Below are 26,417 nucleotides of genomic sequence, written 5' to 3' on the forward strand. Positions count from 1 at the left end.
GAAAATGTTTGCCTGAGCTTGCGACTCGTGGGCCGGACCTGCCCAGGCACCCATTGAGTTCGCATTCGATTACTTTATCGACACCTTGTCCGAAAGCTTTAGGAGGAAATTCATTTTTTATCGGCGAATTCTTCCAGTCAGCTATAGCGTGACTGGCAACCATGCCAGCCACGATCCATGTATCGACCTCAGGCAGAAATCCTTTAGCGACCGTTCGTCACTGCCCAACGGTTCAGGGCAACCAGCCCTGCTGCCAGGCGGTGAGCCCCTGCTCGTCCAGCATCCAGCGCGCACGCACCGCCTGCTGCAGGGCCCTGCCCTGGCTGGCTGAGGCGGCAGCGTCGGCTAGGTGCATGCGAATCGCCTCCATCCAGTCGCGATAGCGGTTCTTCACTCGAGTTACCGGCAAATCACCCGCGTAACAGCGTACGTCCGAGCAGATGACCGGGTACGCGCAGATGCCATATTCGAGCAGACGCAGATTACTCTTGCACTCGTTGAACAGGTTCTCTTCAACCGGGGCCAATGCCAGGTCCAGATTAAGGCTTGCCAGCTTACGCGGATACTCGTCGATCCGTACACCGGGATGAAATTCATGCACATAGGGCCTGATCGCATCCGGACACATCCCAAAGAACACCCACTCAACCTCACTTGCCAGATCACGAACAACATCCATGATCAGTTCAAGGTCACCAGTATGACTGGAGCCACCAGCCCAGCCGACGCGCGGTTTTCCGGACTGCCCCCGCAGAGACTCCGGCAGGTTGCCCCAAATGCGCGGCTCCAGCCGATTGGGGACCACGCGAATATCAGGGTGATAACCACTCAGCGCCTCAGCCAACGGTTCGGTGGAAACAACGAACCGGTCTACCAGCGCAAGACCGCGCTTGAGCGAGCGCACGATGTCCTTGGGCATATGTGCCCGGTGAACACTCTTCATCGGCAGATTGGGTAGATAGTCGTCAAGTTCATACACTTTAAAGGCTGGAGAGAAGGCTTTCATGCGCCGCATCGCTTCCAAACGCTCGTCACCGATCTGGCGCTGCAAAATGATCACATCCGGGTTGTATCGCTCAAGGTCAGCAGGGTGCATCAACCCTTGTGAAAGCGCACCGTCCACCAGCCCGGCCGCCAACAACGCGCCGAACGGTTGAATCACACGATAGTGCCCGCAACCAAAGATGTCGGCAGGGTGCGCCAGCACAACTGGACTGGGCCGCCAGATATCCAGCGGCCGCCAGGAAATCTGCGTATCAGTCAGCTTGAAGCCGCCCTTCCTTACTAAGGAAAAATTCGCGTTATAGGCAGGATCCCGTGCCAAGCGTGGCAGCCAACGTTGATAGAGTTTGTCCTCAACCTCAGTAGGCAACGCCTCAGGTGTGCTCGCAAGCAACAGCGTAGCCGCCGGCGTCCAGACCAACAGATGGCCGTTTGCCGTCAACCGCAGGCACAGATCCAGCAGCGCCGCCTGGCCATCAAACTCGACAGCGTCAAGACCACCAAGCTCAACGTAGACAGACTTGCGGACCAGCACACAGCCCGCACCCAGCGCGCTTGGATTCAGGTCAACCTGCAGGCGCTGCATATAGCCGGGCGCATCGACCGACTCACCGACAAACACCCTGCCCGCGGGCCCCTGCAGCCCAAGTACAAGACCGGCACTGGTTACCTTGCCATCAGCATCAATCGCTTTGGCACCTACAGCGCCCACCTCCGGCCGCAGTCCATGATTGAGCAGCGCGTCCAGCCAACCGGCCTCCAGCACCGCCGCCTCTGCCTGTAACAACAACAGATAGTCACCCTCGGCGTTCAAGGCTGCCTGGTTGTATAGGTCGCTGTCGGACAGCTCCGTGGCTGAACGCAGGACCAGCAGTTGATCACTCGCCATCTCTTCAACCGACTGCAGCCACTGCAGCGTTGCCGGATCAGAGCTCGCGTTATCCACCAGCAGAATCTGATATCTGGGGTACTGAGTATGCTCCAACACACTCATGACACAGCGCTGGGCTGCCGCCAGTTGGTCTCGTACGATAATGACGATGGAGACTAAAGGCTGCTCGCTGTGTCCGTATTCGACCCGATACTGCCCAGGCCGAACCGCCACAACAGCAGCCTGGTCATAGCCACGCGCACGCAGATGCCGGGTGATGGCATCACGCTCTTTTACGGAGTCTGTAAGCAGTGATGCTGAGTTCAGCACCAGTGGCTCGGAAACATGCCCAAAACCGCTCACTCCCTGCTGGTTGATCAGGCGCAACACCACATCCAGCTCCATGGCCTCGCCACTATCTTGCGCGAAGCCTCCCAGCCCCAGTAGTTCGGTGCGTCGGAACAACCAGTTACCGATCAGGCCACGAGGAAAACTCAGCAAGTAGTCGAGGTTGAAATCCGGACGCAAAAGGGGACCAAGGTCATCACCTTCCTGGTGCCACAAAGCATCCGCATAGATGGCACGGCAGTCGGGGTTGGCCAACAATTCCAGCGACACCACCTGCACCCCGCTGGAAACCAGCTCATCGCCGGCCTGCAACAACATGACCCAGTCGCAGGTCAGCTCTGCCAGCAAACGGTTTAGCGCTTCGACCCAGTCTTGCTGCTCACATTGACTCCAGGCTGGCATCGAGTTATCCGGCCGCGCGCCGGTACTCAACACATGCAGCGAGATGTTCCCGGCATCGACGTCGCAGGTCAGTGAGCGGATCGACCGCGCCAACGCGGCTGCGTCGGCAGCCATATCCAGTACAAGAACAGTCAGCGTCGCGCCAGCGGATCGACACGCTTCAATGTGCTCCTTCGCAAGTCGCTGCTGCACCGGCGTCATCACCCGAGAAGCGAGCCAGGTGCGCACTGGCGTCGCATCGACCTTGCCGGTCACCCCAAGGCTTCGGAGCTGAAGCGCTCGCCCCTTGCGAACACGGTCACTGGCCAAATCAGAATGGCGTCGATAGATCTCCTGGTATAAAGAGGCGAACCGCTCTCGTTCGCGGCTCAACATATGATCATCCGAACCGCTTCCAGCTTCCCGGGTCCGCACCTCGGCGGTGACGTCCGCCACATGCACCAGAGGGAAGCGAGCCGCCAGGCGCAGCAGCAGGTCCCAATCTTCGAGCGCGGTCAGGCTGGTATCGAACTGCCCGACGTCGCGCAGCATAGAGCGCGGATGAGCCCAGGTATTTACCGGTATGTAGTTATGAATGAACAGTCGCTCACGGTCATAACTGTCGTGTACAAACTGAACTTCACGCGAGAGCTCTACCCGTTCACCCGCCTCAATACGCTCGGCAACGTATTCTACCCCGGTATAAACAACACATTCGCCGTGCTCCTCGAACGCCGCAAGCAGCGTCTGCAGGTGAGATGGCGCATAGCAGTCGTCGTCATCCAGGTAGCAAACGTAGCGCCCGCGCGCCAGCGCCAGTGCCGAGTTGCGCGCAGCAGACAAACCCTCGTTGCGCCCCTTGTAGATATACGTGAGCGGAAAATCAAACTCGCCCAGCAGCGCTTCCACTGGCTCACCGTGGTCATTCACCAGAATCACTTCGAAGTCACGCAGAGTCTGGGCAGACAGACTGCGTAATGCGTCCAGCAGCATCGCCGGACGGTTGTAGGTGGTCACCACCACAGAAAAAAGAAAATCGGAACTCGCCTCATCCACCTCAGGAAGAGCAAAGAGCAAACGTCGCACTCGCGTAATATCGTCGCGGTACTTGGCAACCACCTCTGGCGAGAAATGCGACATGCGCCCCTCAACCAACTGCCAAACCCTTTCAGCTGCCGCTTGCAGGCGCGGCCGAGTCGCCAGATCAAGCAGGTTCAGTTCGAGGATGTGCAGATGCTCCCATAGCGGCCGCTCGGAGCGATAAAAATCCTGAGATACCTGGTTGCCGTGCACCCGATAGCCTACCGACGAGCGTCTGACAAAGGCGAAGTTCGGGTGATGGCGGGCAATCCGAACCCACAGTTCCCAATCACCCGCGAGCATCCCTTCTTGCGCGTAATCGCCGTTCTCGAGGCGAATATCATCGAGAATGCTGCGACGCAGCATCACCGTCGAGGGCGTGATGTAGTTGTCGAATGACAACAAATCAACAACCTCATCTCGCCCACCGGAATAGGACTGGGGCAGGTGTCCGCGATGGTCCACATACTTCAGCACCTTCCCGGCCTCATCAATCCACGTACATTGCGAGTAGGCCAGGGCCGCCTCAGGGTTGGCATCCAGCGCCTTGACCAGCTCGGCCAGGTGCCCGGGATACAGGATGTCATCAGAGCCAAGCACGACAACATAGCGGCCCGTTCCGCAGACCACACACTTGTTGAAGTTGCCGGTCTGTCCGAGGTTCTCAGCGTTTACCTGCACGCTGAGCCGCGGGTCTTTCTGGTAGCGGCGGACAACATCCAACGAGCCGTCAGTGGAGCAGTCATCCACAATGATCAGCTCAAGCTCAACATCCTGCTGGGCCAGAACCGATTCGATGGTCTCACCGATGTAGCGTGCATTGTTGTACGACATGACAACAACGGAAACATCAACAGGTTTTTCAACGCGCATGGGATTCCCTGATTCCTGGATTAACCGGGTGAGAAAGAGCCCCCCGGCAATAAATAAACGTCATCGCAACAGCACTGATGGATCAGCGCGATGCTGCCGCACAGAACTGCTGGTAATCGCGAAAATAGTCACTCTCGTCATAGTGCGCGGAGGCCAACACCATGCAGACAGAACCACCTGAAAAGTTGTCCATTTCTCGCCACACCATCGGCGTAATCAGCAGGCCATAATGCGGCCGAGCCAGGTGAAACTTTCTCTTTTCGCACCCGTCATCCAGCAAGATGTCGAAGCTGCCGGACATCGCGATGATCAACTGAGACAACTCGCGATGGGCATGCCCACCACGGTGCGAGCCGGCAGGAACGTCATACAGATAGTACGCACGGCGTATATCGAAGGGTACGTGACGTCCGCCCTCGACAAAGGTCAAATTGCCACGCTGATCATGTACTTGCGGCAATTCGATAATTCGACAATCGTCCAGCGCCAAGGTGAGGTCTCCTGTGTTGTTATTCGGACCAAGCCGCACCGGAGAACCGATTGCAGGCATCAATGACAGACTGCGAGTCCACCCCAGGATAAATCGGCAGACTGAGCACGCTTTCCGACAGACGCTCGGTAATCGGCAAGACCCGGGTGCTCAAATCAGCATAGGCTCCCTGGCGATGTGGCGGCAGCGGGTAATGTATCAGGCAACCGATACCTTCGCGGGTCAGGTGCTCGCGCAAGCGCTCGCGCTCGCGACAGCGCACAACGTAAAGGTGCCAGGCATGCTCGTCTAAGACACCCGTCGGCAGTTTGAGTGCAGAATTGGCAATTCCCTGCTGATAAGCCAGCGCTGCCGCCCTGCGCCCAGTCAGATGTTGTTCCAGTTCGTTCAGCTTGATATTCAGAATCGCTGCCTGTAACTCATCCATCCGACTGTTGCTTCCCTTAACGGGAAAAATGTACTTCTCACTGGATCCGTAGTTTGCAAGACAGCGCACCACGCCTGCCAGCTCCGGATCCGAGGTCGTCACCGCGCCGGCATCTCCGAGAGCGCCGAGCACCTTGCCCGGGTAAAAGCTAAAACCGGCAGCGTGCCCCCAACTGCCGGCCCGCTGTCCCTCACACGTCGCGCCATGCGCCTGAGCCGCATCTTCCAGCACCAGCAAGCCGTGCTCCTGTGCCAGCGACATAATCGCCGGCATGTCGACCATACGACCATACAGATGCACCGGCAAAACCACGCGTGTACGCGCTGTGAGCGCACGCCGAACACCGTCTGCGTCAAGATTGAAAGAGTCAGCATCGGGATCAACCGGCACCGGCACCAAACCGCTGGCGCTGATCGCCAGCAGCGTTGCAATGTAGGTGTTGGCGGGCACGATGACTTCGTCGCCATCGCTCAGTTGCCCGAGTTCCTTCCACCCTCTCAGCACCAGGGTAAGCGCATCCAGCCCATTGGCCACGCCGATGGCGGCAGCGCACCCGCAGTAGCGCGCAAACCGACCCTCGAAAGCGGCAACCTCCTCGCCGAGCAGGTAATAACCCGAATCCATAACACGGTCCAACGCTTCTCGAATTGCCGGGCGAAAAGGCTCGTTAAGCGCTCTCAGATCGAGAAACGGAACACGAGCATCAGCCATCGGACGCACTCGCCAGACGGACACGCACAGCCAGATTTGCAAGCAATTGCGCAGGCAACTGCTCACTGAGTGCATTGAGCCCTGCGATCAGCCCCTCGCTGTACTCCAGCATCATTGAGTTGGGCAGCGTCTTGAGGAAAAACCCCTTGCTCTCGATCACCTCAAAACCACCGGCTTCAAGGTCAGCAATCAACCCGGCGAGGTCATACACTCGCTGATGTCCCACGACCTTGTCGCGGGCGCTAAGCGTATCCAGCTCTGGCTGTAGCCCCATCAAGACCGCAAGACGCCGGTGCAACGACTCACTGTTGGGAACGACCACAATCATCTCCGAATCCGGCCCCATCCAGTTGGCCATGTGGCGCAGCAGGCTAACCGGATCGTCAACGTGTTCCAGAACATGCAACGCCAAGACCCGGTCGTAGGGCTGCGCAGACTGATGTTCCTCAAACAATTGATGCAGAACCTCAACCTTCGGATGCTCACGCCGCACACGCTCCGCGAGGCTCTTCGCGCCTTCGATTACCCGGTAACTCGGAACCAGCGGACTAAGCCGAGAGAGGGTTATTCCGTCACCATATCCCAGTTCCAGCACGCTTTCTGCGCCTTGCAGATGACCAGCGATCCAATCACAGCAGTAGTGTTGGCAAGCACTTTCAATAAAGCGGTCCGGCACCTCATCACTGAGATGGTAGCTCTGAGCGATATGCTCAAGACTTTCCAGAGAATCCGTCATCAATGGCTCCAGGTTCGGGCCAGCTTGAGCCCTTGAATAATCTGATCGTTGAATGAAGAAACGCCCATTCCGAGCAAGCTCGCGGTCAGCTCCAGTCCAGGCCATTGAGCGGCGGCGTCGCCAAGCTGGCGGCTGAAGTCCAACAGCGACTGATCGGCAAATGGCAACGCACCGCTCGCATCGATACTGCGCAGCAGGCGGAAGTCTTCTAGCTGACTGATAACACCGAGCTCGACCAGCTCCGCAAAGACCCTATTCTGCAATGCAGCATCATCCAGGCCAGGGTAAACGTGGTCGGCCCACTGCGGATTCAGCTCGACCGTCACTCGACAGAGAGGATCGTCAGTCCCGGCCGCGACATCCTGGTTGGTTACACGGTAAATGGCATACCGCTCATCCAACACCAACAGACAACTGTCCAGACTTAAGAGACTGGTTCTCGGAATCAGCCCGAAGCAGATCCGCATCGAGGCGCCCACGGGCGGCTTCTGCCCCATCCCAAGCAGCTCGGCTGCCCGCCCCTGAGCCAGGCCCATGACCAACACCGGGGCACGCCAACTACTGCCATCAACGGTCGTAACCAGCCCGCCACAGGCCTCAGGTTCACAGCGCTCAAGCGGAGTCTCGACGAGGGTCACGCCGGCAGCGAGCATGCTCGCCTGCAACTCCCTGACGAACGCCCCGGTAAACCCCTCTTGCGCGGCGCGAAACGGATATTCTGGCAGTCCGCAAGGCTCGCCCTGCAACGCCGCCTTGAGGGTCTCTGGGTAGTAGAGAGGCAGCCACGCCAAGCGATGCCAGGGTGCCAGAATATCGCGACTGGAGCGGCGGGTTATCTTCTGCACCAGCCCTTCGAACAACGCGTGCAGCGGCGCGCCATGGTTTGCCAACGAAGCCTCCTCATAGCTGACCCACTGATAGCCGGGCGTCAGCTTGCGAGAAGCGTGCAGCACGCCCGGATCGGGCAGCGCAGCCACAGCTTCAGCCAGCTCCGGGCGACAGGCAGCGGACGCAAAGTAATCAAGCCGGTTGGCAATCACAAAGTCAGGGTGGCGTTGCCCATCAAGCCATACTGACGGTGTAGGCACCGGCACCGTCGTCACAAACTGCCCGACATATTCGGCGACTACCGCCGCAAACCGCGCAGAATCGTTGCGGACCCGATCATCGTAGCCAGTTACATCAGTCGACTGTTCGCCACGCATCACCTGCTCAAACAGCACCATCCCGATATCGAAGTCGTAATTATCGATACGCATTCCGGTGAAATGGGCACCGGGACGCTTGCCATCGGTAAGCATGATTACCGAGCGCCCCTGCAAGGCGAGCTCTCGTCCAGCGACCATCAGGGCAAGATTGTTGCCCAGCAATACAACATCGGCGTCAGCAGAGTTTGGCATTGGCATATATCTCCGAACCGAACGCCGGCAATCGCCGGCACAGTTTGAACAAGCCTTCTAGGTGGTCAGCAGTCAGCATCCCCTGATCAACCAGCTGCTGCATCTGCGCATGGGTAAAGGGCTTAATGAAAAAACTGCCACTGTCCTGGACTGCAAAACCGTTGGCCTCAAGCAACGACTGCAACGACTCCTGGCTGAAAGTGCTGTGCTGCTGCATGCGGGTCTGAGTGCCGGATAGAGTAAAGGGGTCTTCAATCAGCCCCATTTCGACCGCCAGCAGGCGGTGAATCGAATACGCATTGGGCACGTTGAAATGCACCAGCGTGTCAGTACCGCAGATCCGTCTGACCGCAGCCAACAGCGCCTCAGGATGCTCAACCTCATGCAACAGACTGCTGACAATGACCATATCGGGTTCGCCATCGAGCTGATCGGCAACGTCTTCCAGACGCCCCTCCAGGACACGCACACGAGGGTCATCAGCCGACAGGACACGGGCGTTGGAGGCAAACTCGGCGGCCGGCTCGACCACCGTGATCACCTCTGAACCAGTCCAGTCACAGAACAACGGGCGCAATCCACAACCCACTTCCACCAGCCGTCGCGGCTCGCAGGCGGCGATCTGCTCCAGAACCACGCGCCGCCGGAACGACAGTTGCGTCGCCTCGAACGGCAACGCGTGATAGTCCTGTTGATACTGCTGCAAGTCACGACTCAAGGGTTTTCTCCAGTCTGAATTTCAGCGAAGCCTCGCAGCCGAGCCCCCGCTTAAAGCGAATCAGGCCGTGATTGGCCTGACCGTCAGCGCTTGCAGTACCAATATCGAGCAGGGCAATGGCCTGCTGTTGACAGTATTCATAGATGGCACTGGCAAGCAGGGTTATGGGGCTAAACTGGGAAAACGCCGCCTCATCGCCCCAATAGAAAACATAAAGCACCTCAGGCGACACCCGCAGACACACCGCCGATGCGACCATCTGCTGTGCAGCATGACAAGCAAACAACTGAACCTGCTCCGGGAAAAGCACCTGCATCTGGGTAAGTTGCGCGAGGGTCATGGTCATTGGATACCCTTTGCCCAACCGGTTGCGCGCTATCACCTGATAAATTGCTGGCAGCTCAGTCGGCTCTGCCATTCTGGCGGCAAAGCCCTCACGCTGGCACTTGTTCAAGCGCTTTCGATTAGCATAATTGAGGTGTTCCAGCAGCGGCCTGGTGTCCACGTCAATCGCATAGTTGGCATCGCAGAGCGATTCGGTAAAGCCCAACGAGCGCAACACAAAAAACTGCTCCGCGGCCCGTTCCTCGGCGTGCGCCATGGGTGGCAACAGTATTTCCAGGCGCTCAACACCCTGTCGCTGCAGATATTCCAGTACCTCAACCAGAAACGCCTCAAGCTCCTGCACGCTAACGTCCGCAAAGAAGCTAACCCCACCATAGGTACCGCGTCGCGGGGACCGCCAGCAACCGGGGTTTACCTCGCTGGCATGCAGGCACATGACCGCGCGCCCTTTGAGAACCCATTGGAAAAAGCAGGCATTGTCCGGCGCATGCAAACGGAAGAATGCCTCGGTATTAAACAGCCTGTCCTGTGGCTGGCTCACAAACTGATTAACGCTCAGCACACGCCACCTCCGGCGTCCGGAATTCCTTTACATCGACTTATCATCTACCAACAATCCATGGGCTGCCTGACATAAACTGCGTAACGACCAAAACCTGACACTTAACATCCGATTTGGTAAGGGAGGCAATTATCTTGCCAGCCAACAGCAACAGCCCTGCTCGCAAACTGTTAATCACCGGTGGCGCCGGCTTCATCGGTTCTGCCGTCGTCCGCACTCTGCTGGCAAGTACAGCTCATCAGGTACTGAACGTCGACAAACTGACATATGCTGGCAACCTGAACTCACTTCCGGGTGCCACTGAGTCGCCGCGTTACCGATTCGCCCAGCAGGACATCACCGACCAGGCGGCAATGAGCCTGCTGTTACAGGAATTTCAGCCGGACATCGTCATGCACCTGGCTGCCGAGTCGCACGTTGACCGCTCCATCGACGGCCCCAACGAGTTTATTCAGACCAATATCGTCGGCACCTACAACCTGCTGGAAGCCTGTCGCGGCTACTGGCAAGGCCTGTCACAAGAGCACCAGGCCCGCTTTCGCTTTCACCACGTTTCGACCGACGAAGTGTACGGCGACCTCGAAGGTGACGAAGATCTGTTCCGCGAGACCACGGCCTACGCACCCAGCTCCCCTTATTCCGCCAGCAAGGCAGCCTCTGACCACCTAGTGCGTGCGTGGCAACGCACCTTCGGTCTGCCGACAGTCATAACCAACTGCTCCAATAACTACGGCCCCTACCACTTCCCGGAAAAGCTGATCCCGCACATCATTCTCAACGCGCTCCAAGGAAAGCCCCTGCCGGTGTACGGCGACGGTGCTCAGGTGCGCGACTGGCTGTATGTCGAAGACCACGCCAGGGCGCTGATTGAGGTCGCAACCCGAGGAGAAGTTGGCCAGACCTACAACATCGGCGGGCACAACGAGAAACGCAATATCGAGGTAGTCGAAACGCTGTGTGCGCTGCTAGACGAGCTAGCGTCCGCTGAACGGCCTGCACAGATCACCAGCTATCGTGAGTTGATTACATTCGTCAAGGACCGGCCCGGGCATGACCGACGCTACGCCATCGACGCGTCAAAAATTCAGCGCGAGCTAGGCTGGGTACCACAGGAAACCTTTGAAAGCGGCATCCGCAAGACCGTGGAATGGTATTTGCTTAACCGACGATGGTGGCAAGATGTTCTCAACGGCAACTACAAGTTGAACAGGCTCGGCAACACCGAACACTGACTCCAACAACAGGAAACGCGCATGAAAGGCATCATTCTGGCTGGCGGCTCCGGTACTCGGCTGCACCCGATCACCCGCGGTGTTTCCAAGCAACTGCTGCCTATCTACGACAAGCCGATGATCTACTACCCGCTGTCAGTACTTATGCTCGCTGGCATTCGGGAAATTCTGATCATATCCACACCGCAGGACCTTCCGAATTTCCGCAACCTGTTGGGTGACGGCAGTGACTTCGGCATCCTGCTGAGCTACGCAGAACAACCCTCGCCCGACGGGCTCGCCCAAGCTTTTCTGATAGGCGAGCAGTTCATTGGCGACAGCAACGTATGCCTGATTCTTGGCGACAACATTTTCTACGGTTACGGCTTCAGTTCCATGCTCAAGGAGGCTGTAGCACGTACAACGGGTGCCACGGTTTTTGGCTACCACGTCAGCGATCCGGAGCGCTTCGGTGTCGTTGAGTTCGATGCCGGCGGCACCGCCATATCGATTGAGGAGAAACCTGCAACGCCAAAGTCCAACTATGCTGTTACCGGGCTCTACTTCTATGACAACGACGTGATAGAGATCGCCCGCAACATCAAGCCCTCCGCCCGTGGAGAGCTTGAAATAACCGATGTCAACATGGCCTACCTGCGCCGTGGCGATCTCAAGGTCAGCCTGTTGGGGCGTGGCTTTGCCTGGCTGGACACCGGAACCCACGACTCACTGATGGATGCCAGCGCCTTTGTCCAGACCATTGAAGCGCGCCAGGGACTGAAGGTGGCCTGCCTTGAGGAAGTCGCCTTTCGCCAGGGCTGGTTATCGGCGGAGAAGCTTGAAGCAGAGGCCACTGCCCTGAGCAAGACGGGCTACGGCCAGTACCTGCTCCGCCTGCTACAGCAGGAAGGCGATCAATGAAAGTACAGCAGACAACACTGCCTGGAGTCCTGTTGCTGCAACCCCAGACATTTGGTGACGAGCGCGGCTTCTTCCTGGAGAGCTTCCAGAGCCAGCGCTATCGCGACATCGGCATCGAGCTGCCCTTTGTTCAAGACAACCATTCGCGATCGGGCCGAGGCGTGCTTCGTGGTCTGCACTTCCAGCGTACCCGGCCACAGGGCAAGTTGGTGCGCGTAAGCCGTGGCAGTGTATTCGACGTTGTAGTCGACATTAATCCCCAGTCAGCGACCTTCGGCCAGCACGTCGCCGCCACGCTCTCCGACGAAAACCACCTGCAGATGTGGATTCCGCCCGGCTACGCCCATGGTTTTTGCGTCACCAGCGATGTCGCCGACTTTGAATACAAGTGCACCGACTATTACCTGCCGAGCGACGAAGGGGGCGTTTTGTGGAGCGATCCCGAACTGGCCATCGAGTGGCCGGTAGCCGACCCCATATTGTCTGACAAGGACCGCGACCACCCACTTTTGCGCGCTCTGATTCAGACCGAGAATAATTGATGCGGGTATTGCTGATTGGCGGAAGCGGACAGGTCGGGCAGGCCCTGCTGGACTGCAAACCTGATGCGGTAGAGTGCATTGCACCACACTCTGCCGAGTTGAACCTGGAGAACAGAGAGCAGGTCCGCCAATGGATTGCTCACACGCGCCCGCATTTGATCATCAATGCGGCCGCCTACACCGCAGTGGACAACGCGGAAGGTGAACCCGAGCGTGCATTTCAGATCAACGCTGCGGCTGTAGCGGCCCTGGCAGCGGCCGCTGCCGAAGCCAATGCCAGGCTGTTCCAGCTGTCAACCGACTATGTTTTTGACGGCAACGCTGAGGCGCCCTATCCGGAAACAGCGGCCTGTCATCCGCTCAGCGTCTATGGCGCCAGCAAGCTGGCAGGTGAGGAAGCGGTTCTGGAGCTGGGCAGGGCCGGCCTGGTAATGCGCACCAGCTGGGTCTTCAGCTCGCATGGCAGCAACTTTGTCAAAACCATGCTGCGACTCGGTGCCGAGCGCAAGGAGCTCGGCGTAGTGGACGATCAAATCGGCAGCCCGACTCCTGCTGGGGCCATTGCCACGGCGCTCTGGCAACTGGCCGACGACGAGAACGCCTGCGGCATCTACCATCTGAGCGGGACACCCAGCTGCAGCTGGTACACCTTTGCCGGTCAGATATTCGCCGACGCCACCGCCTGCAGACTATTACCCCAGAGCCCGGCGCTGTCTCCCATCACCAGTGCACAGTTCCCGACCGCGGCCCGTCGCCCCGGCTGGTCGGTACTCGACTGCAGTAAGCTGAAACTCGAATGCGGTATCACGCAGCCTGACTGGCGGCCAGCGCTAAGGGCGATGATCGAGGAGTTGGCCAGTCAACAGGCTGTTGAATGACACCCTGATGAACACAGACAAACGGCAACCTGATGCAACGCCCCTGTCATCTGCCTGGGGTTAGCTGGGGCACTCCGGTCGGCGCACCGCGTCGGCAACCCCTACTGACATCGAGGTGCCCATGTACGCTGAGAAAGCTGTTATTCGCGTGCACCGTGATTTGCAGGTGCACACCTGGTTTTACCCCAATCCCGCCAGCGAGACGACCATCATCCTGGTCAACGGCTCGCTGGCAACCAGTGCATCCTTCGGCCAGACCCTGCGTTATCTGCAGCCGCTGTGCAATGTGGTGCTGTTCGACCAGCCGTACAGCGGTCACTCGCGCCCGCACAACCCCTCGCTGCCGTTGATCGGCAAGGAAGATGAAGCACTGATCCTGCTCGACCTGATAGAACACTTCCAGGCCGATCAGGTCATGTCGTTCTCGTGGGGAGGCGTGGCCACCATGCTTGCGCTGGCGCAACGGCCGTCACGTATTCAGCGTGCCGTCATCTCCTCTTTCTCGCCCATACTCAACCCGCACATGCAGGACTACCTGACGCGCGGCAAGACGCATTTGGCAGCCTGTGATCGACAGGCTATCGCCATGCTGATCAACGATACCATCGGCGAACATCTACCTTCGCTGTACAAGCGTTGCAATTTCCGTCATGTCAGCAGCCTGGATGAACACGAATACAGCCAGATGCTGTTCCACATACGTCAGGTACTGGAGCTCGACGCAGGGCAGTACATGAGCTGCGTGCGCAACATCGACATTCCGTTATTGTTCATCAATGGCGCGTGGGACAAGTACACCAGCGTGGAGGATGCCCGCAGCTTTGGTCGGTTGGCGACCAACGCGCGCTTCGTGAGCGTCGCGCATACGGGGCACTTTCTGGAGATGGAGCATAAAACAGCGATGCAGGATACCCGCGCCGCAGTCGAGGGTTTTGTGCTGGGAGAGCCTGCCAGAGCCGCCAGGCAGAAACTGGCGTTGGCAGGCTGAAAAGCACCCGACAGACAGTAAGACCGAGTTTCAACTCGGCCAACGTGCTGCATTCCCGCCTGCAGGTCGAGCCGGGGCTCGACCTGCCCAAAAACCGCCTGCTCCGCTACTGCGGCATGCAGCGGAGCAGCCTGTTACTGGGGATTCAGCGAGTCGAATACGGTCTGTTCGTTGTCCGCTGCCTGCGCGCGCAGGGCAATCAACTGCTTGATCTTGCGATGCGGGAACACATAGAACTGGTTGGCCTCAACCGCCTTGACGGTCATTTCGGCGACGTCGGACGCTTGAATCTTGCCCTTGGCAACTGCAGCCTTGGTCATCTCGCTACGCTTGATCGCAACCTCACTGAGGGCGACCGTATCGGCCTTGTCAGCCGGACGGTTACGCTCGGACTCGGAAATACCGGTGGGGAAGAACGCCGGGCACAAGCAGGTCACGCCGACGTTGGCACCCACGTCACGCAGATCCAGCGCCAGAGTTTCAGACAGTGCAACAACTGAGTGTTTGCTGACATTGTAGACCGCCATGTTCGGACCATTGAGCCAGCCAGCGGCAGAGGCAGTATTAACGATGTGACCTTCACCCTGCTCAATCATCATCGGGGTGAACACCTTGACGCCCCAGATCACGCCGTAGACGTTAACGCCCATCACCCACTCCCAATCATCCGGGGTGTTTTCCCAGGCGGCACCACCAACGCTGACGCCCGCGTTATTGAACAGCAGATGAGCACCACCAAAGCGCGACTTGCACAGGTCGGCCAACGCTTGTACCTGTTCCAGCTTGGAGACATCCAGACGCATGGTGGCTGATTCGGTGCCTGGTGCTGCGTCTTCAACCAGACGCAACGTTTCCTGCATGCCACGCTCGTCCACATCCCCCAGCACCAGCTTCATGCCGCGTGCCGCGCAGCACAGCGCCAGTTCGCGACCGAGGCCACTGCCACCACCTGTGATTACCGCCACCTTGCCCTGAAGGTCTTGCATGCTGTGTCTCCTCGTAAAATGCACTACATCGCTTATGCGCAGACTTGCTGATAATAAGTTGTCTGAATAGGATGCGCCGCCGAACACCGTTCCACCAGCGCTATCGGTCTGCTTGATCAGACAGCAGCAATCGGATTTATCGAAATATTTCCAACCGCCGATAACGCCGACGATTTCACCTATATTGATAAAGAACCCTTCAGGAACTGCCGCCGATGCTCCGCGTATTGATGCTGCTACTGCTGATTTTGTTGGCCTGCACGACCCAGGCTGGGAGCATTCGTCTGAACACCGACATTTTCCCGCCCTATCAGGTACGTGAAGGGGACCGGCTGACGGGCAGTTCAGTCAAGGCGCTAGCCTGTATTTTCGACGCCATGCAAGTCGAGTACGAGATTCGCGTGCTACCGTGGGAACGAGCGATCCAGGAGGTCGCCGACGGCAAGGCCGAAGGTTTTTTTTCCGCCACCCGAATGAATCGAGCGAGCAGCTTTGCCACCCTTTCGGCCCCGCTTGCGCTGGAGAAGTGGTATTGGTTCAGCAACAGCGCCAGCCGGCCACCGAGCCTGGGGCTAGGCTCGAGCTTGCGCGTTGCCGGCATCCGTGGCAGCAACGAAGTCGAGTGGCTGCAGCAACACGGGTATCGGGTTGATCCGCTGGTCAGCGGCACCGGGCAACTGCTGCAATTGCTGCAACGTGACCGAGTTGATGCATTCCTCGCCGACCAGCAAACGCTGCGGATCGAAATGACCAGACAGCCCACGGTGCTGCGTCCCAGGTTTGCGCATTTCCAGCAGTACACCACTCTGGGCGTCTATTTTTCCAATCACTACATCGGCAGACATCCCGACTTCCTCGAACGATTCAATAACCATGTCTTCGGCTGCTTGCCCGAGTTTGGTGTGCTGCGAGCCGATGAACGCCAGCGACTGCACAGGCTTCACGACACGCTGTTTGACCGGTGGCGCCACGAGCCAGCCCTTATCGCCGCGGTCGCCGAGCAGAACCAGCGCAATCAGACGCTGTCTATCCAGCAAATTGAGCAGTTGGATCAGCAGTGGCGCCAGGAGCAAACGCTGTCCACTGACCAGCGGCCACTGACCAACCACATTCTGAATACCCCATTGGCCCAGTGGCTGCGGGCCAGACAGACCGAGCACGATGGCGTCATCAGTGAGATCATTGTCACCGACCAACAGGGCTTGAACGTTGCCATTAGCGACCCCACGACCGACTACTGGCAGGGCGACGAGACCAAGTTCGCCGATCCGTTCTTTTCCGATCAGCCCTACATGAGCACGCTAAACTATGACCAATCCACTCGCCGCTTTCAGGTTCACGTCAGTACCAGCATTCACGACCCGCAGGGCGGCGCCGTGATTGGCGTTCTTATCATCGGTCTGGACATCGAGAAGGCGCTACGCATGGAAGACCTGGAACCCCACAACATCAAGGCGGAAACGCCATGAACAGGCTGTCAGCGGTTGCGGCATGTCTGCTGCTTGCCGCCTGCGCGGCACAACCGCAGCCCCCGCTTGCCAGCGACCGCGTCAGGGTTACTCTGGACGCTGATGTCGGCAGTCTGGTACGCGCCTACAGGCTGGACGGCGTGCCAGAGCGCAGCTTGCGCTTCGACGACTTCACGCCCGGCCAGCATGAGCTGCAGGTCCGATTCGAATTTGAAGTGTCCACCGGCGGATCGGTACAAGGCGTACTTAACAGCGGTCGACGCACCTGCATCATGGCGGTAAGGCACAACTTCATGCCCGGACAACACTACCGCTTTGAGCTGGCCCGCCGCGGCTGGCGCCCGGCGGGCTGGCTGTATGATGATCACAGCGATGAACCGCTGGCCCGAGCCAGCGAAGTACGTTGTGGCCCCGGAGTCTGATCAGCCGACCCAGCCAGCCGCCCGCCAGTCTGCCAACCACGCCAGGGTGTCGTTCACACCCGGGCAATATTCGGCGGCCAGCCAGCCACGATAGTTGGCCTCATCAAGTGCCTGCATTGCGTCGACAAAGTCGAGGCTACCCGAACCGGGCGCGCCGCGACCCGGCGCGTCAGCGAATTGCACATGACCAATCCGCCCGGCCAACCGGCCAATCGACTCCGGCAACGCCTCGCCCATGCGCACCATGTGATAAAGATCAAGCTGGGCAGACAGATTCGAGTGATCAACCCGGGCCAGCAAATCGTCCAGCTCAGCGGAGCTGGAGACCAGAAAACCCGGCATATCCAGCCGATTGATCGCTTCGCAGCAGACGCCCACCCCCAGACCGGCAAAGCGGTCGGCCGCCAGCCGCAGATTGTCGGCCAGACAGGCCAGTGCGGCCTCCCGCTCAACGCCATCGGCCAGCCGCCCCGGCAAGACATTAACGCGCTGCGGCCGAGCGCGCTCGGCATATGCCACGGCCTGCTCCAGAGCGGCCTGGAACCCGGCGCGGCGTTCGGGCACAGCAGCCAGCCCGGCTCCGCCTTGCATCAGGTCACCAGCAGGTACATTGATCAACACGAGCGGCAGCGCCAGGCGCGCCAACTCACGCTCAAGCTGACTGGCCGCCAGCTCATAGGGAAACTGGATTTCCACCCCGGCAAAGCCAGCCGCGCAGGCAGCAGCCGGCCGCTCATGCAAAGGCAGTTCGGAAAACAACATCGACAGATTGGCAGCCAGCGGCCAGCGCATGGGAAGACTCCGAGCGAAAACCGGCAGTGTAATCCAACGGACAACAATTGCGCCTGCATCGAAGCAGTGCTTCGCCTCGTCATCATTTTTCACTAAACTGCGCACACGCCCTGCCCAAGTAACAAGCTTGGGCTTGAGTATTCCGCTATTGAACCGGAGAAAATCATGTCTGAACGCCGTCGCCCCGCCGCGCTGCTGGCAGGCCTTTGCCTGTCTGTTGCCACCCTGTTCTCTGCTGCTGCCAGCGCTGAAACAACCGAACTTCGCGTTTCTGCCATTCCGGATGAAGCACCTACCGAATTGCTGCGCAAGTTTGAACCCCTCGGTAATTACCTGCAGGAGCAACTGGGCATCCCGGTCGTATTCCAACCGGTATCCGACTACGCCGGCGTAGTCGAAGCGCTGGGCTCCAAGCGTCTGGATATGGCCTGGCTCGGCGGTTTTACCTTCGTGCAAGCCAAGCTGCGCACCGGCAACGCCATTCCGCTGGTACAGCGTGAACAGGATGAAGTCTTTACCAGCACCTTCATCACTGCGGACCCGGACGTACACAGCCACGCCGACCTCAAGGGTAAAAGCTTCGCCTTTGGCTCGGTCTCGTCCACCTCAGGCCACCTGATGCCGCGCTACTTCCTGCAACAGGACGGTATTGACCCGGATACCTTCTTCAGCCGCGTTGGTTTCTCCGGCGCCCACGACGCCACCGTCGCCTGGGTCGAGTCCGGTAAGGTAGACGCAGGGGTACTGAACTCCTCGGTCTGGGAAAAACTGCTTGAGCAGGACAAGGTCGACACCAGCAAGGTACACGTCTACACCACAACCCCGACCTACTACGATTACAACTGGACGGTGCGCGGTGATCTGGAGCCGGAACTGGTTGAACGCATCCGTGCCGCCTTCCTGGCACTGGACCCGGCCAACCCCGCGCACAAGGCCATCCTCGATCTGCAACGTGCCTCGCGCTTCGTACCGACCAGCGCCGAGAACTACACCGGCATTGAAGAAGCCGCACGCTCAGCGGGCCTGCTGGAGTGAGTGTCCGCCTGTCCGGGGTGGGCTATGTCCACCCCAACGGGCAAACGGCACTGCAGGCAGTTGACTTGACGCTAGCACCGGGCGAACAGGTCGCCATTATTGGCCCGTCCGGTGCGGGAAAAACCACGTTGTTGCGGCTGCTCGCCACCAGCCTGCTGCCCAGCAGCGGCGAGCTGGATCTGCTCAACCAACGCCCGGCAAGGCTACGCGGTGGCGCCCTGCGACGCCTGCGCAGCCGCATTGGTCTGATCCACCAGAGCCCGCCTCTGCCACCGCGACAGCGGGTGGTCACCGCCGTATTGGCCGGGCGACTGGGCCAGTGGTCACTGCTGCGCGCACTGGTCTCGCTGTGCTACCCGCTGGACATCCCGGGGGCGCGGCAGGAACTGGCCCGTCTGGACCTGGCCGATCGTGTGTTCGAGCGCTGCGATCAGTTGTCCGGCGGCCAACAGCAACGCGTCGGCATTGCTCGCACCCTGTATCAACGCCCGGACCTGCTGCTGGCCGACGAGCCGGTTTCGGCGATGGATCCGGTGCTGGCCGATCACACGCTGAGCCTGCTGGGTGAAGTTGCCCGCGAACGACAGCTACCCCTGATCGCCAGCCTGCATGCAGTGGATCTGGCGCTCAAGCACTTCCCCCGTATTGTCGGCCTGCGCGCTGGCAAGGTGCTGTTCGATAAACCGGCTGACGAGGTCAGCGAGCAGGATCTGACCGCACTCTACGCCAACAGCACACTGTCAGCAGGTACACCCAGGCCGTTGCCCGGCGACCCTGCCCGGCCGGTCCGCTGCCTGTGATGCCTGCGTCTGCCCACTGGCGCCAACGCGACCCTGCCGCACTACCCCGCGCTCTGCTGACGGCGGTTATATTGCTGCTGCTCTGGCCCGGCCTGCAGCTAACCGAATTTCGTCCGCAGGCGCTGTTCGACAGCCAGAGTCTGGAAACCATGGGTCGCTTTCTCAGCGGCTTCTGGCCACCGGCGACCGACGCCGAATTTCTCCGCCTGCTGGTACGCGCTACGCTGGAAACCCTCGCCATGGCAACCGCCGGTATGGCGCTAGCCTTGTTACTGGCAATCCCTGCCAGCCTGATGGCCACCCGCGCGCTGTCGGTCTCCGCTTTACTAACGGGCCGGCCCAGCCGACTGGGGCGGGCCTTGCGGTACCCGATGCGTCTGCTGTTGATTGTGCTGCGCAGCATCCCGGAGATCGTCTGGGCGCTGCTGTTCGTCCGTGCCGTGGGGCTGGGGCCAACCGCCGGGGTGCTGGCCATTGCCATTACCTACAGCGGCATGCTCGGTAAGGTCTACGCCGAGATTTTGGAGTCAGTCGATCAGGCGCCGGCACGGGCATTACTGCAGAGTGGCAGCTCGCGCACTGCCGCCTTCTTTTATGGCCTGCTGCCCAATGCAGCACAGGAGCTGACTTCCTACAGCCTTTACCGCTGGGAGTGTGCAGTACGGGCTTCGGTCGTAATGGGCTTTGTCGGTGCCGGCGGACTGGGTCAGATGATTGACCTGTCGATTCGCATGTTTGCCGGTGGTGAGGTGGTAAGCATCCTGTTGACCTTCCTGCTGCTGGTACTGTTCGCAGACCAAATCAGCCTGCACCTGCGCAGGAGGCTGGCATGAAACGCATACTGGCCAACCTGGTCACCCTGACTCTGCTATGCGGCGCGGTTGCTGCCTCGTTTATCTGGCTGCAACTGGATTTCAGTGCGCTGGTCACCGCCGATGGGCGTGAACAGATGGCCCGCTATGTGGCAGCCTTCTTCCCACCCAATACCACCCCGGCGTGGCTGGCCAAACTCTGGCAAGGGGCGCTGGAAACGCTGGCTATCTCGGCGATCGGTACACTGCTGGCAGCCTTGTTCGGCGCCGTTCTCAGCCTGCTCGCTGCCGGCCGCATGGGTGCTGTCGCCCGCAGCCTCTGCCGGCTGCTCCTCAACGCGCTACGTTCGGTACCGGAACTGGTCTGGGCGGCACTGATGGTGCTGGCTGCCGGGCTCGGCCCCTTTGCCGGCACACTGGCACTGGCGCTGCATACCACTGGGGTACTTGGCAGGCTGTTCGCCGAGGCGCTGGAAAATACTCCGACCGCTCCGGCCGTTGCCCTGCGTGAGTCCGGCGCCGGGCGCATTACCGCGTTCCTATACGGCACCCTGCCCGGCGTCCTGCCGCAATGGCTGTCTTACACCCTGTATCGCTGGGAAAACAACATCCGCATGGCTGCGGTACTCGGCTTTGTCGGCGCTGGAGGGCTCGGCCAGATGCTGCACGTTACCCTCAGCCTGTTCCAGCAGTCCAAGGCATCCAGTGTCATCATCGCCATGCTGGCGATGGTCCTGCTAGTCGATGCCTTGAGCGGTTGGTTACGTGCCCGACTGGGCTAAACAAACGCCCACCGTTAAGCAGACCGATCAGGCCGCCCGCTCCTGCACCAGCACCCAGGGCCGAATCACCACCGCCCACAGGGTATCCGGATTACGCTCGGCCCAATCGGCAGCGCAACTGTCGCTTGCCACCTGCAGCTTGCCAGAGTCCATCCAGCCTTTGATTGCTTCGCTGTTGTCCTCCATCATCGCCGCCGCCACTTGCACCAGATCCAGCGCCGCATCGACTGCCAGCAGGTCGCCGCGGGCAAAATGCGGCTCCAGCACCTTCCATTCGATCTGCGCAGTCGCGCCAAGAATCGCCGCGTAGGCTTCATCTGATACCGTCATACTCGCTCACAGTCTCCCTTGGTTTAAGCCGCAGAATACTAATGCCCTCGCGCCGTAACGCAAGCCACTGTTGTACTTCAGATGACGCAGGTTCTGCATAAATGGCTATTCTTGATCCGAAGATGTCGCCATAAAGACAGATTATTGCAGTTTGAGGACATGGGTTTATTTTTTGCACAACCCAGATTCCATTGGCCACAGGACGGTTGCTAAACTGCGCCGGTACAGTTCCGAACCGATGTCGCGTTCTATTACGAAGCACTGCACCGACCCCTTTTTCGGCATAACAACATAAGTGAGCAGATGACATGAAAATGGCACACAAAAAAGCACTTTCCCGGATGATCGCCGCAGCGGCGCTGGTTGGCGCCAGCACCTGTGCAGTCGCAGCGGACACCATCAAGATCGCTCTGGCCGGCCCCGTTACCGGCCCGGTTGCCCAGTATGGAGACATGCAGTTCATTGGCGCCAAGATGGCCATTGAGCAGATCAACAACGCTGGCGGCGTAAACGGTGCCCAGCTCGAAGGTGTGGTGTTTGACGATGCCTGTGATCCGAAGCAGGCCGTGGCGGTGGCCAACCGGATCGTCAATGAGGGCATCAGCTTTGTGGTTGGTCACCTCTGCTCCAGCTCGACCCAGCCCGCATCCGATATCTATGAGGAAGAAGGCATCCTGATGATCACTGCGGCCTCTACCAGCCCTGAGATCACCGACCGCGGCTACCAGATGGTCTTCCGTACCATCGGCCTGGACAGCCTGCAGGGCCCGACCGCCGGCAACTATATCGTCGAGCACATCCACCCGCAGAAAGTTGCCGTCATCCATGATAAGCAGCAATACGGCGAAGGTATTGCAACCGCCGTGCGTGATGTGCTGCTGGCCAATGACGTTGAAGTACCGGTATTCGAAGGCATCACCGCCGGCGACAAGGACTTCTCTGCCCTGATCGCCAAGCTGCGCCAGGCCGACGTGGACTTCGTCTACTACGGCGGCTATCACCCCGAACTCGGCCTGATCCTGCGCCAGGCTGGCGAACAGGGTCTGGACGTTCGCTTCATGGGTCCGGAAGGCGTCGGTAACACTGACATCTCCGCGATCGCCGGTGAAGCATCGGAAGGCCTGCTGGTGACCCTGCCGAAAGCTTTCGATCAGGACCCGAAGAACGCCCACTTGGTTGAGGCATTCAAGGCCAAAAACGAAGACCCCTCCGGTCCGTTCGTGTTCCCGGCCTACGCAGCAGTCCAGGTCATTGCCGACGGTATTCGGATCGCTGACAGCACCGACACCGAAGCCGTAGCTGACGCCCTGCGCAGCAACAGCTTCGAAACCCCGACCGGCACTCTCAGCTTCGATGAAAAGGGCGACCTGAAGGACTTCAACTTCGTCGTCTATGAATGGCACGCTGACGCCAGCAAGACCGCACTGACCGAGTAATCGACCCGCAACGGGCCTGCCCAACCCTGCGTTGGCAGGCCCGCTTTTTTAGCGTCGAACGCACGCCTGTGCGGACCAGCACTGTTTCCCTTGTCCCTTCGGTGTCATGGCCATGCCAGAGTCCCTTTATTACCTTATTCAACAGTTGCTCAACGGTCTGACCGTCGGCAGCACCTACGCCCTGATCGCCATTGGCTACACCATGGTCTACGGCATCATCGGCATGATCAACTTCGCCCATGGCGAGGTGTACATGATCGGCAGCTACATCACCTTTATCGTCATTGCCGCGCTGGCGATGTTCGGTATCGAGTCGGTGCCGGTGATGATCGTCGCGGCGTTTGCCATCAGCATGATGGTGACCAGCGCTTACGGCTACAGCATCGAACGTGTCGCCTACCGCCCGCTGCGCGGCGGCAACCGCCTGATTCCGCTGATTTCCGCCATCGGTATGTCGATCTTCCTGCAAAACCTGGTGCGTATAGCCCAGGGCTCGCGCGACATCGCCATGCCAACCCTGATCAGCGGCGGCGTCGACCTGGGGCCACACGATGGCTTCCACGCGACCCTCTCCTACATGCAGATGGTCATCTTCGTCGTCACCCTGGTCACCATGACCCTGCTGACCCTGTTCATCTCCCGGTCACGCATGGGCCGCGCCTGCCGTGCCTGCGCCGAAGACCTGAAGATGACCAACCTGCTTGGCATCAACACCAACGCCGTCATCGCCCTGACGTTCGTTATCGGCGCTGCACTGGCAGCCGTTGCCGGTGTCCTGCTGGGCATGTACTACGGCGTAATCAATCCCTACATCGGCTTCATGGCCGGTCTCAAGGCCTTCACCGCCGCCGTACTTGGCGGAATTGGCAGCATCCCGGGGGCCGTACTTGGTGGCCTGCTGCTGGGCGTAACCGAATCAATGACCGCCGGTTACTTCAGTACCGAATACAAGGATGTGGTCTCCTTTGGCCTGCTGATTCTGATTTTGCTGTTCCGCCCCAGTGGCATCCTCGGGCGCCCGGAGGTGGAGAAGGTATGATCCGCGCAAACCTCAAACCGGCGATCATCTCTGCCGTCGTCGTTACCATTCTGACCGGCCTGCTGCTCGGCATACGCCTTGATCAGCAGGGAACAACCCTGGCATTGGTTGGCGCCGGGCCAGACGTGTACTGGAAAATCGGCGCTGCCGCCGCCTTCCTGTTCTGCTTTAACCTGTTCCGCGATCAGCTCAGTGCGCTGTGGAAGGGACTACCGGGCCTGCCCAAAGCACCTGAAAGCATGAATCAGTTTGCCAGCAAGCCGGCCATACGCCGTCTCTTCTGGTGTTTCATGATTGCCGCTGCCATCATCTGGCCGTTTCTGTCCAATCGTAGCGGAACCGACCTCGGCACCCTGGTGCTGATCTACGTGATGCTGGGCCTGGGTCTGAACATCGTGGTGGGTCTGGCCGGCCTGCTGGACCTCGGCTACGTCGGCTTCTACGCGGTTGGCGCGTATGGCTACGCGTTGATGGCGATGTACTTCGATGTCGGCTTCTGGACTGGTCTACTGATCGCCGGTTGCCTGGCTGCCCTGTTCGGCTTCCTGCTCGGCTTCCCGGTACTGCGCCTGCGTGGCGACTATCTGGCCATCGTGACGCTCGGCTTCGGCGAGATCATCCGCATCCTGCTGAACAACATGACCTGGCTGACCAACGGCCCGAACGGCATCGGCGGCATCCCCAAACCGACCCTGTTTGGTCTGGAATTCAGCCGCCGCGCCAGCGAAGGCATGCAGAGCTTCCATGAGTTTGTCGGCATCAGCTACAACTCCGAGCATCGGGTGATCTTCCTCTACCTGCTGGCCCTACTACTGGTGCTGATCACCCTGTTTGTGATCAACCGCCTGCTGCGCATGCCGATCGGTCGTGCCTGGGAAGCCCTGCGCGAAGATGAGATCGCCTGCCGCGCACTGGGCATCAACCCGACTGCCGTCAAGCTGGGTGCCTTCACCATCGGCGCCAGCTTCGCCGGCTTTGCTGGCTGCTTCTTCGCCGCACGCCAGGGCTTCATCAGCCCGGAATCGTTCACCTTCATTGAGTCCGCCATCATCCTCGCCATTGTGGTACTCGGCGGCATGGGGTCACAGGTCGGCGTCATTCTGGCCGCGATCATCATGACCATCCTGCCGGAGATGGCGCGCGAATTTGATGAATACCGCATGCTGCTGTTCGGCCTGATGATGGTCCTGATGATGATCTGGCGACCGCAGGGTCTGCTGCCGATGAGCCGTCCGCACATGGAGTTACGTACATGAGCCGCCCCCTTCTCGACGTATCGGGCCTGACCATGCGCTTCGGCGGCCTGCTGGCCGTTGACGGCGTTCACCTCAGCGTCCAACCCGGTCAGATCGTGTCGATGATCGGCCCCAATGGGGCCGGCAAGACGACCGTGTTCAACTGCCTGACCGGCTTCTACAAGCCGAGCGGCGGCAAAATCGTCTTCGATGGCCGCGAGATTCAGGGCATGCCCGGTTTCAAGGTCGCCCGTCGCGGCATGATCCGCACCTTCCAGCACGTGCGCCTGTTCAAGGAAATGACCGTAGTGGAAAACCTGCTGGTAGCGCAGCACCAGCACATGAAAACCAACCTGCTGGCGGGTCTGTTCAAGACCCCGGGCTACCGCCGCAGCGAGCAGGAGGCGATGGAGCGCGCCGCATTCTGGCTAGACCGTGTCGACCTACGCGAGTTTGCCAACCGCCCGGCCAACACTCTGGCCTACGGCCAGCAGCGTCGGCTGGAGATCGCCCGCTGCATGGTGACTCGGCCGAAACTGCTGATGCTTGATGAACCCGCCGCCGGCCTGAATCCGAAGGAGACTGACGACCTCAAGACGCTGATCAGTGAACTGCGCGATGAGCACCAAATTACCGTGCTGCTGATCGAGCATGACATGAAGCTGGTTATGAGCATTTCCGACCACATCGTCGTAATCAACCAGGGCCGCCCGCTAGCCGCCGGCACCCCGGACGAGATCAAGCAGAATCCGGACGTCATCAAAGCCTATCTGGGCGAGACCTGAGGGAAAGCAC

The 26,417-nt window shown here is 59.6% G+C and carries 25 protein-coding genes; 15 read left to right on the forward strand and 10 right to left on the reverse strand.

What is annotated here, in order from left to right; genetic code table 11:
* Positions 1-232: 232 nt before the first annotated feature.
* The 7 genes from ACKPCU_RS15880 to ACKPCU_RS15910 all read right to left on the reverse strand — a co-directional run bounded on the left by ACKPCU_RS15880 (position 233) and on the right by ACKPCU_RS15910 (position 9,944).
* Positions 233-4,555: a glycosyltransferase gene (locus ACKPCU_RS15880; protein ID WP_321348190.1), complete on the reverse strand. Its 4,323-nt coding sequence runs from the start codon at positions 4,553-4,555 to the stop codon at positions 233-235.
* A gap of 82 nt (positions 4,556-4,637) precedes the next feature.
* Positions 4,638-5,045, reverse strand: a complete 408-nt coding sequence (locus ACKPCU_RS15885; protein WP_104737947.1) for a sugar 3,4-ketoisomerase — start codon at positions 5,043-5,045, stop codon at positions 4,638-4,640.
* Between the two features lie 19 nt (positions 5,046-5,064).
* Positions 5,065-6,096, reverse strand: a complete 1,032-nt coding sequence (locus ACKPCU_RS15890; protein ID WP_321348194.1) for a DegT/DnrJ/EryC1/StrS family aminotransferase — start codon at positions 6,094-6,096, stop codon at positions 5,065-5,067.
* A 79-nt stretch (positions 6,097-6,175) separates the two neighbouring features.
* The gene (locus ACKPCU_RS15895; RefSeq protein ID WP_321348197.1) at positions 6,176-6,919 is read right to left on the reverse strand and encodes a class I SAM-dependent methyltransferase; all 744 of its coding nucleotides are present in this window, start codon (positions 6,917-6,919) and stop codon (positions 6,176-6,178) included.
* Entirely contained in the window at positions 6,919-8,319 is a 1,401-nt protein-coding gene (locus ACKPCU_RS15900) for a hypothetical protein (protein ID WP_321348199.1), read from the reverse strand. The genes ACKPCU_RS15895 and ACKPCU_RS15900 overlap by 1 nt, the downstream gene beginning before the upstream one ends.
* Positions 8,303-9,037: a class I SAM-dependent methyltransferase gene (locus ACKPCU_RS15905; protein WP_321348201.1), complete on the reverse strand. Its 735-nt coding sequence runs from the start codon at positions 9,035-9,037 to the stop codon at positions 8,303-8,305. Before ACKPCU_RS15905 ends, ACKPCU_RS15900 begins: the two co-directional genes overlap by 17 nt.
* On the reverse strand, positions 9,027-9,944 hold the full coding sequence (locus ACKPCU_RS15910; protein WP_321348203.1) for a GNAT family N-acetyltransferase: 918 nt from the start codon (positions 9,942-9,944) through the stop codon (positions 9,027-9,029). Before ACKPCU_RS15910 ends, ACKPCU_RS15905 begins: the two co-directional genes overlap by 11 nt.
* A 134-nt stretch (positions 9,945-10,078) precedes the next feature.
* Here ACKPCU_RS15910 and rfbB point away from each other — a divergent pair, with 134 nt between their 5' ends.
* From rfbB to ACKPCU_RS15935, 5 genes are all read left to right on the forward strand, one after another.
* A complete protein-coding gene (rfbB, locus tag ACKPCU_RS15915) occupies positions 10,079-11,176 on the forward strand; it encodes a dTDP-glucose 4,6-dehydratase (RefSeq protein WP_321348205.1) in 1,098 nt (365 codons plus the stop codon).
* A 21-nt stretch (positions 11,177-11,197) separates the two neighbouring features.
* Positions 11,198-12,076: a glucose-1-phosphate thymidylyltransferase RfbA gene (gene rfbA, locus ACKPCU_RS15920; RefSeq protein ID WP_321348207.1), complete on the forward strand. Its 879-nt coding sequence runs from the start codon at positions 11,198-11,200 to the stop codon at positions 12,074-12,076.
* The gene (gene rfbC / locus ACKPCU_RS15925) at positions 12,073-12,618 is read left to right on the forward strand and encodes a dTDP-4-dehydrorhamnose 3,5-epimerase (RefSeq protein WP_321348208.1); all 546 of its coding nucleotides are present in this window, start codon (positions 12,073-12,075) and stop codon (positions 12,616-12,618) included. Before rfbA ends, rfbC begins: the two co-directional genes overlap by 4 nt.
* Positions 12,618-13,496: a dTDP-4-dehydrorhamnose reductase gene (gene rfbD, locus ACKPCU_RS15930; RefSeq protein ID WP_321348210.1), complete on the forward strand. Its 879-nt coding sequence runs from the start codon at positions 12,618-12,620 to the stop codon at positions 13,494-13,496. The genes rfbC and rfbD overlap by 1 nt, the downstream gene beginning before the upstream one ends.
* A 121-nt stretch (positions 13,497-13,617) precedes the next feature.
* Positions 13,618-14,484: an alpha/beta fold hydrolase gene (locus tag ACKPCU_RS15935; protein WP_321348212.1), complete on the forward strand. Its 867-nt coding sequence runs from the start codon at positions 13,618-13,620 to the stop codon at positions 14,482-14,484.
* A 134-nt stretch (positions 14,485-14,618) separates the two neighbouring features.
* Here the strand turns inward: ACKPCU_RS15935 and ACKPCU_RS15940 are convergent, their stop codons facing one another.
* On the reverse strand, positions 14,619-15,470 hold the full coding sequence (locus tag ACKPCU_RS15940; protein WP_104737958.1) for an SDR family NAD(P)-dependent oxidoreductase: 852 nt from the start codon (positions 15,468-15,470) through the stop codon (positions 14,619-14,621).
* Between the two features lie 215 nt (positions 15,471-15,685).
* Between ACKPCU_RS15940 and ACKPCU_RS15945 the strand changes: the two genes are divergently transcribed.
* Together ACKPCU_RS15945 and ACKPCU_RS15950 are read left to right on the forward strand one after the other, a co-directional pair.
* Positions 15,686-16,939, forward strand: a complete 1,254-nt coding sequence (locus ACKPCU_RS15945) for a transporter substrate-binding domain-containing protein (protein ID WP_321348216.1) — start codon at positions 15,686-15,688, stop codon at positions 16,937-16,939.
* Entirely contained in the window at positions 16,936-17,361 is a 426-nt protein-coding gene (locus tag ACKPCU_RS15950) for a PA0061/PA0062 family lipoprotein (protein ID WP_321348218.1), read from the forward strand. Before ACKPCU_RS15945 ends, ACKPCU_RS15950 begins: the two co-directional genes overlap by 4 nt.
* Here ACKPCU_RS15950 and ACKPCU_RS15955 read toward each other — a convergent pair whose 3' ends face one another.
* Positions 17,362-18,153 carry a hydroxypyruvate isomerase family protein gene (locus ACKPCU_RS15955; RefSeq protein WP_321348220.1) on the reverse strand — a complete coding sequence of 264 codons (792 nt, stop codon included), beginning with the start codon at positions 18,151-18,153 and terminating at the stop codon, positions 17,362-17,364.
* A 165-nt stretch (positions 18,154-18,318) separates the two neighbouring features.
* On the opposite strand from ACKPCU_RS15955, the gene ACKPCU_RS15960 reads away from it, so the two are divergent.
* Genes ACKPCU_RS15960 through phnE form a run of 4 tightly spaced genes read left to right on the forward strand, consistent with a single transcriptional unit; the run spans position 18,319 to position 21,582 of the window.
* Positions 18,319-19,188, forward strand: a complete 870-nt coding sequence (locus tag ACKPCU_RS15960; RefSeq protein ID WP_321348222.1) for a putative selenate ABC transporter substrate-binding protein — start codon at positions 18,319-18,321, stop codon at positions 19,186-19,188.
* The gene (locus ACKPCU_RS15965) at positions 19,185-19,988 is read left to right on the forward strand and encodes a phosphonate ABC transporter ATP-binding protein (protein ID WP_321348224.1); all 804 of its coding nucleotides are present in this window, start codon (positions 19,185-19,187) and stop codon (positions 19,986-19,988) included. The genes ACKPCU_RS15960 and ACKPCU_RS15965 overlap by 4 nt, the downstream gene beginning before the upstream one ends.
* The gene (locus tag ACKPCU_RS15970) at positions 19,988-20,821 is read left to right on the forward strand and encodes a PhnE/PtxC family ABC transporter permease (RefSeq protein WP_321348227.1); all 834 of its coding nucleotides are present in this window, start codon (positions 19,988-19,990) and stop codon (positions 20,819-20,821) included. Before ACKPCU_RS15965 ends, ACKPCU_RS15970 begins: the two co-directional genes overlap by 1 nt.
* The gene (gene phnE / locus ACKPCU_RS15975; RefSeq protein ID WP_104737965.1) at positions 20,818-21,582 is read left to right on the forward strand and encodes a phosphonate ABC transporter, permease protein PhnE; all 765 of its coding nucleotides are present in this window, start codon (positions 20,818-20,820) and stop codon (positions 21,580-21,582) included. The genes ACKPCU_RS15970 and phnE overlap by 4 nt, the downstream gene beginning before the upstream one ends.
* 27 nt (positions 21,583-21,609) lie before the next feature.
* Here the strand turns inward: phnE and ACKPCU_RS15980 are convergent, their stop codons facing one another.
* Positions 21,610-21,912 (reverse strand): DUF2288 domain-containing protein, encoded by a 303-nt coding sequence (locus tag ACKPCU_RS15980; RefSeq protein ID WP_321348228.1) that lies wholly within the window; start codon positions 21,910-21,912, stop codon positions 21,610-21,612.
* A gap of 308 nt (positions 21,913-22,220) precedes the next feature.
* On the opposite strand from ACKPCU_RS15980, the gene ACKPCU_RS15985 reads away from it, so the two are divergent.
* The 4 genes from ACKPCU_RS15985 to livG all read left to right on the forward strand — a co-directional run bounded on the left by ACKPCU_RS15985 (position 22,221) and on the right by livG (position 26,407).
* Complete coding sequence (locus ACKPCU_RS15985) at positions 22,221-23,348, forward strand: branched-chain amino acid ABC transporter substrate-binding protein (RefSeq protein WP_104737967.1); 1,128 nt, start codon at positions 22,221-22,223, stop codon at positions 23,346-23,348.
* 112 nt (positions 23,349-23,460) lie between these two features.
* Positions 23,461-24,387 (forward strand): high-affinity branched-chain amino acid ABC transporter permease LivH, encoded by a 927-nt coding sequence (gene livH, locus ACKPCU_RS15990; protein ID WP_104738001.1) that lies wholly within the window; start codon positions 23,461-23,463, stop codon positions 24,385-24,387.
* The gene (locus ACKPCU_RS15995; RefSeq protein WP_104738002.1) at positions 24,387-25,643 is read left to right on the forward strand and encodes a high-affinity branched-chain amino acid ABC transporter permease LivM; all 1,257 of its coding nucleotides are present in this window, start codon (positions 24,387-24,389) and stop codon (positions 25,641-25,643) included. The genes livH and ACKPCU_RS15995 overlap by 1 nt, the downstream gene beginning before the upstream one ends.
* A complete protein-coding gene (gene livG / locus ACKPCU_RS16000) occupies positions 25,640-26,407 on the forward strand; it encodes a high-affinity branched-chain amino acid ABC transporter ATP-binding protein LivG (protein ID WP_104737968.1) in 768 nt (255 codons plus the stop codon). The genes ACKPCU_RS15995 and livG overlap by 4 nt, the downstream gene beginning before the upstream one ends.
* Positions 26,408-26,417: the final 10 nt, after the last annotated feature.

The organism is Halopseudomonas oceani, assembly GCF_963677335.1.
In the GTDB taxonomy this organism is placed as follows: Bacteria; Pseudomonadota; Gammaproteobacteria; order Pseudomonadales; family Pseudomonadaceae; genus Halopseudomonas; species Halopseudomonas oceani.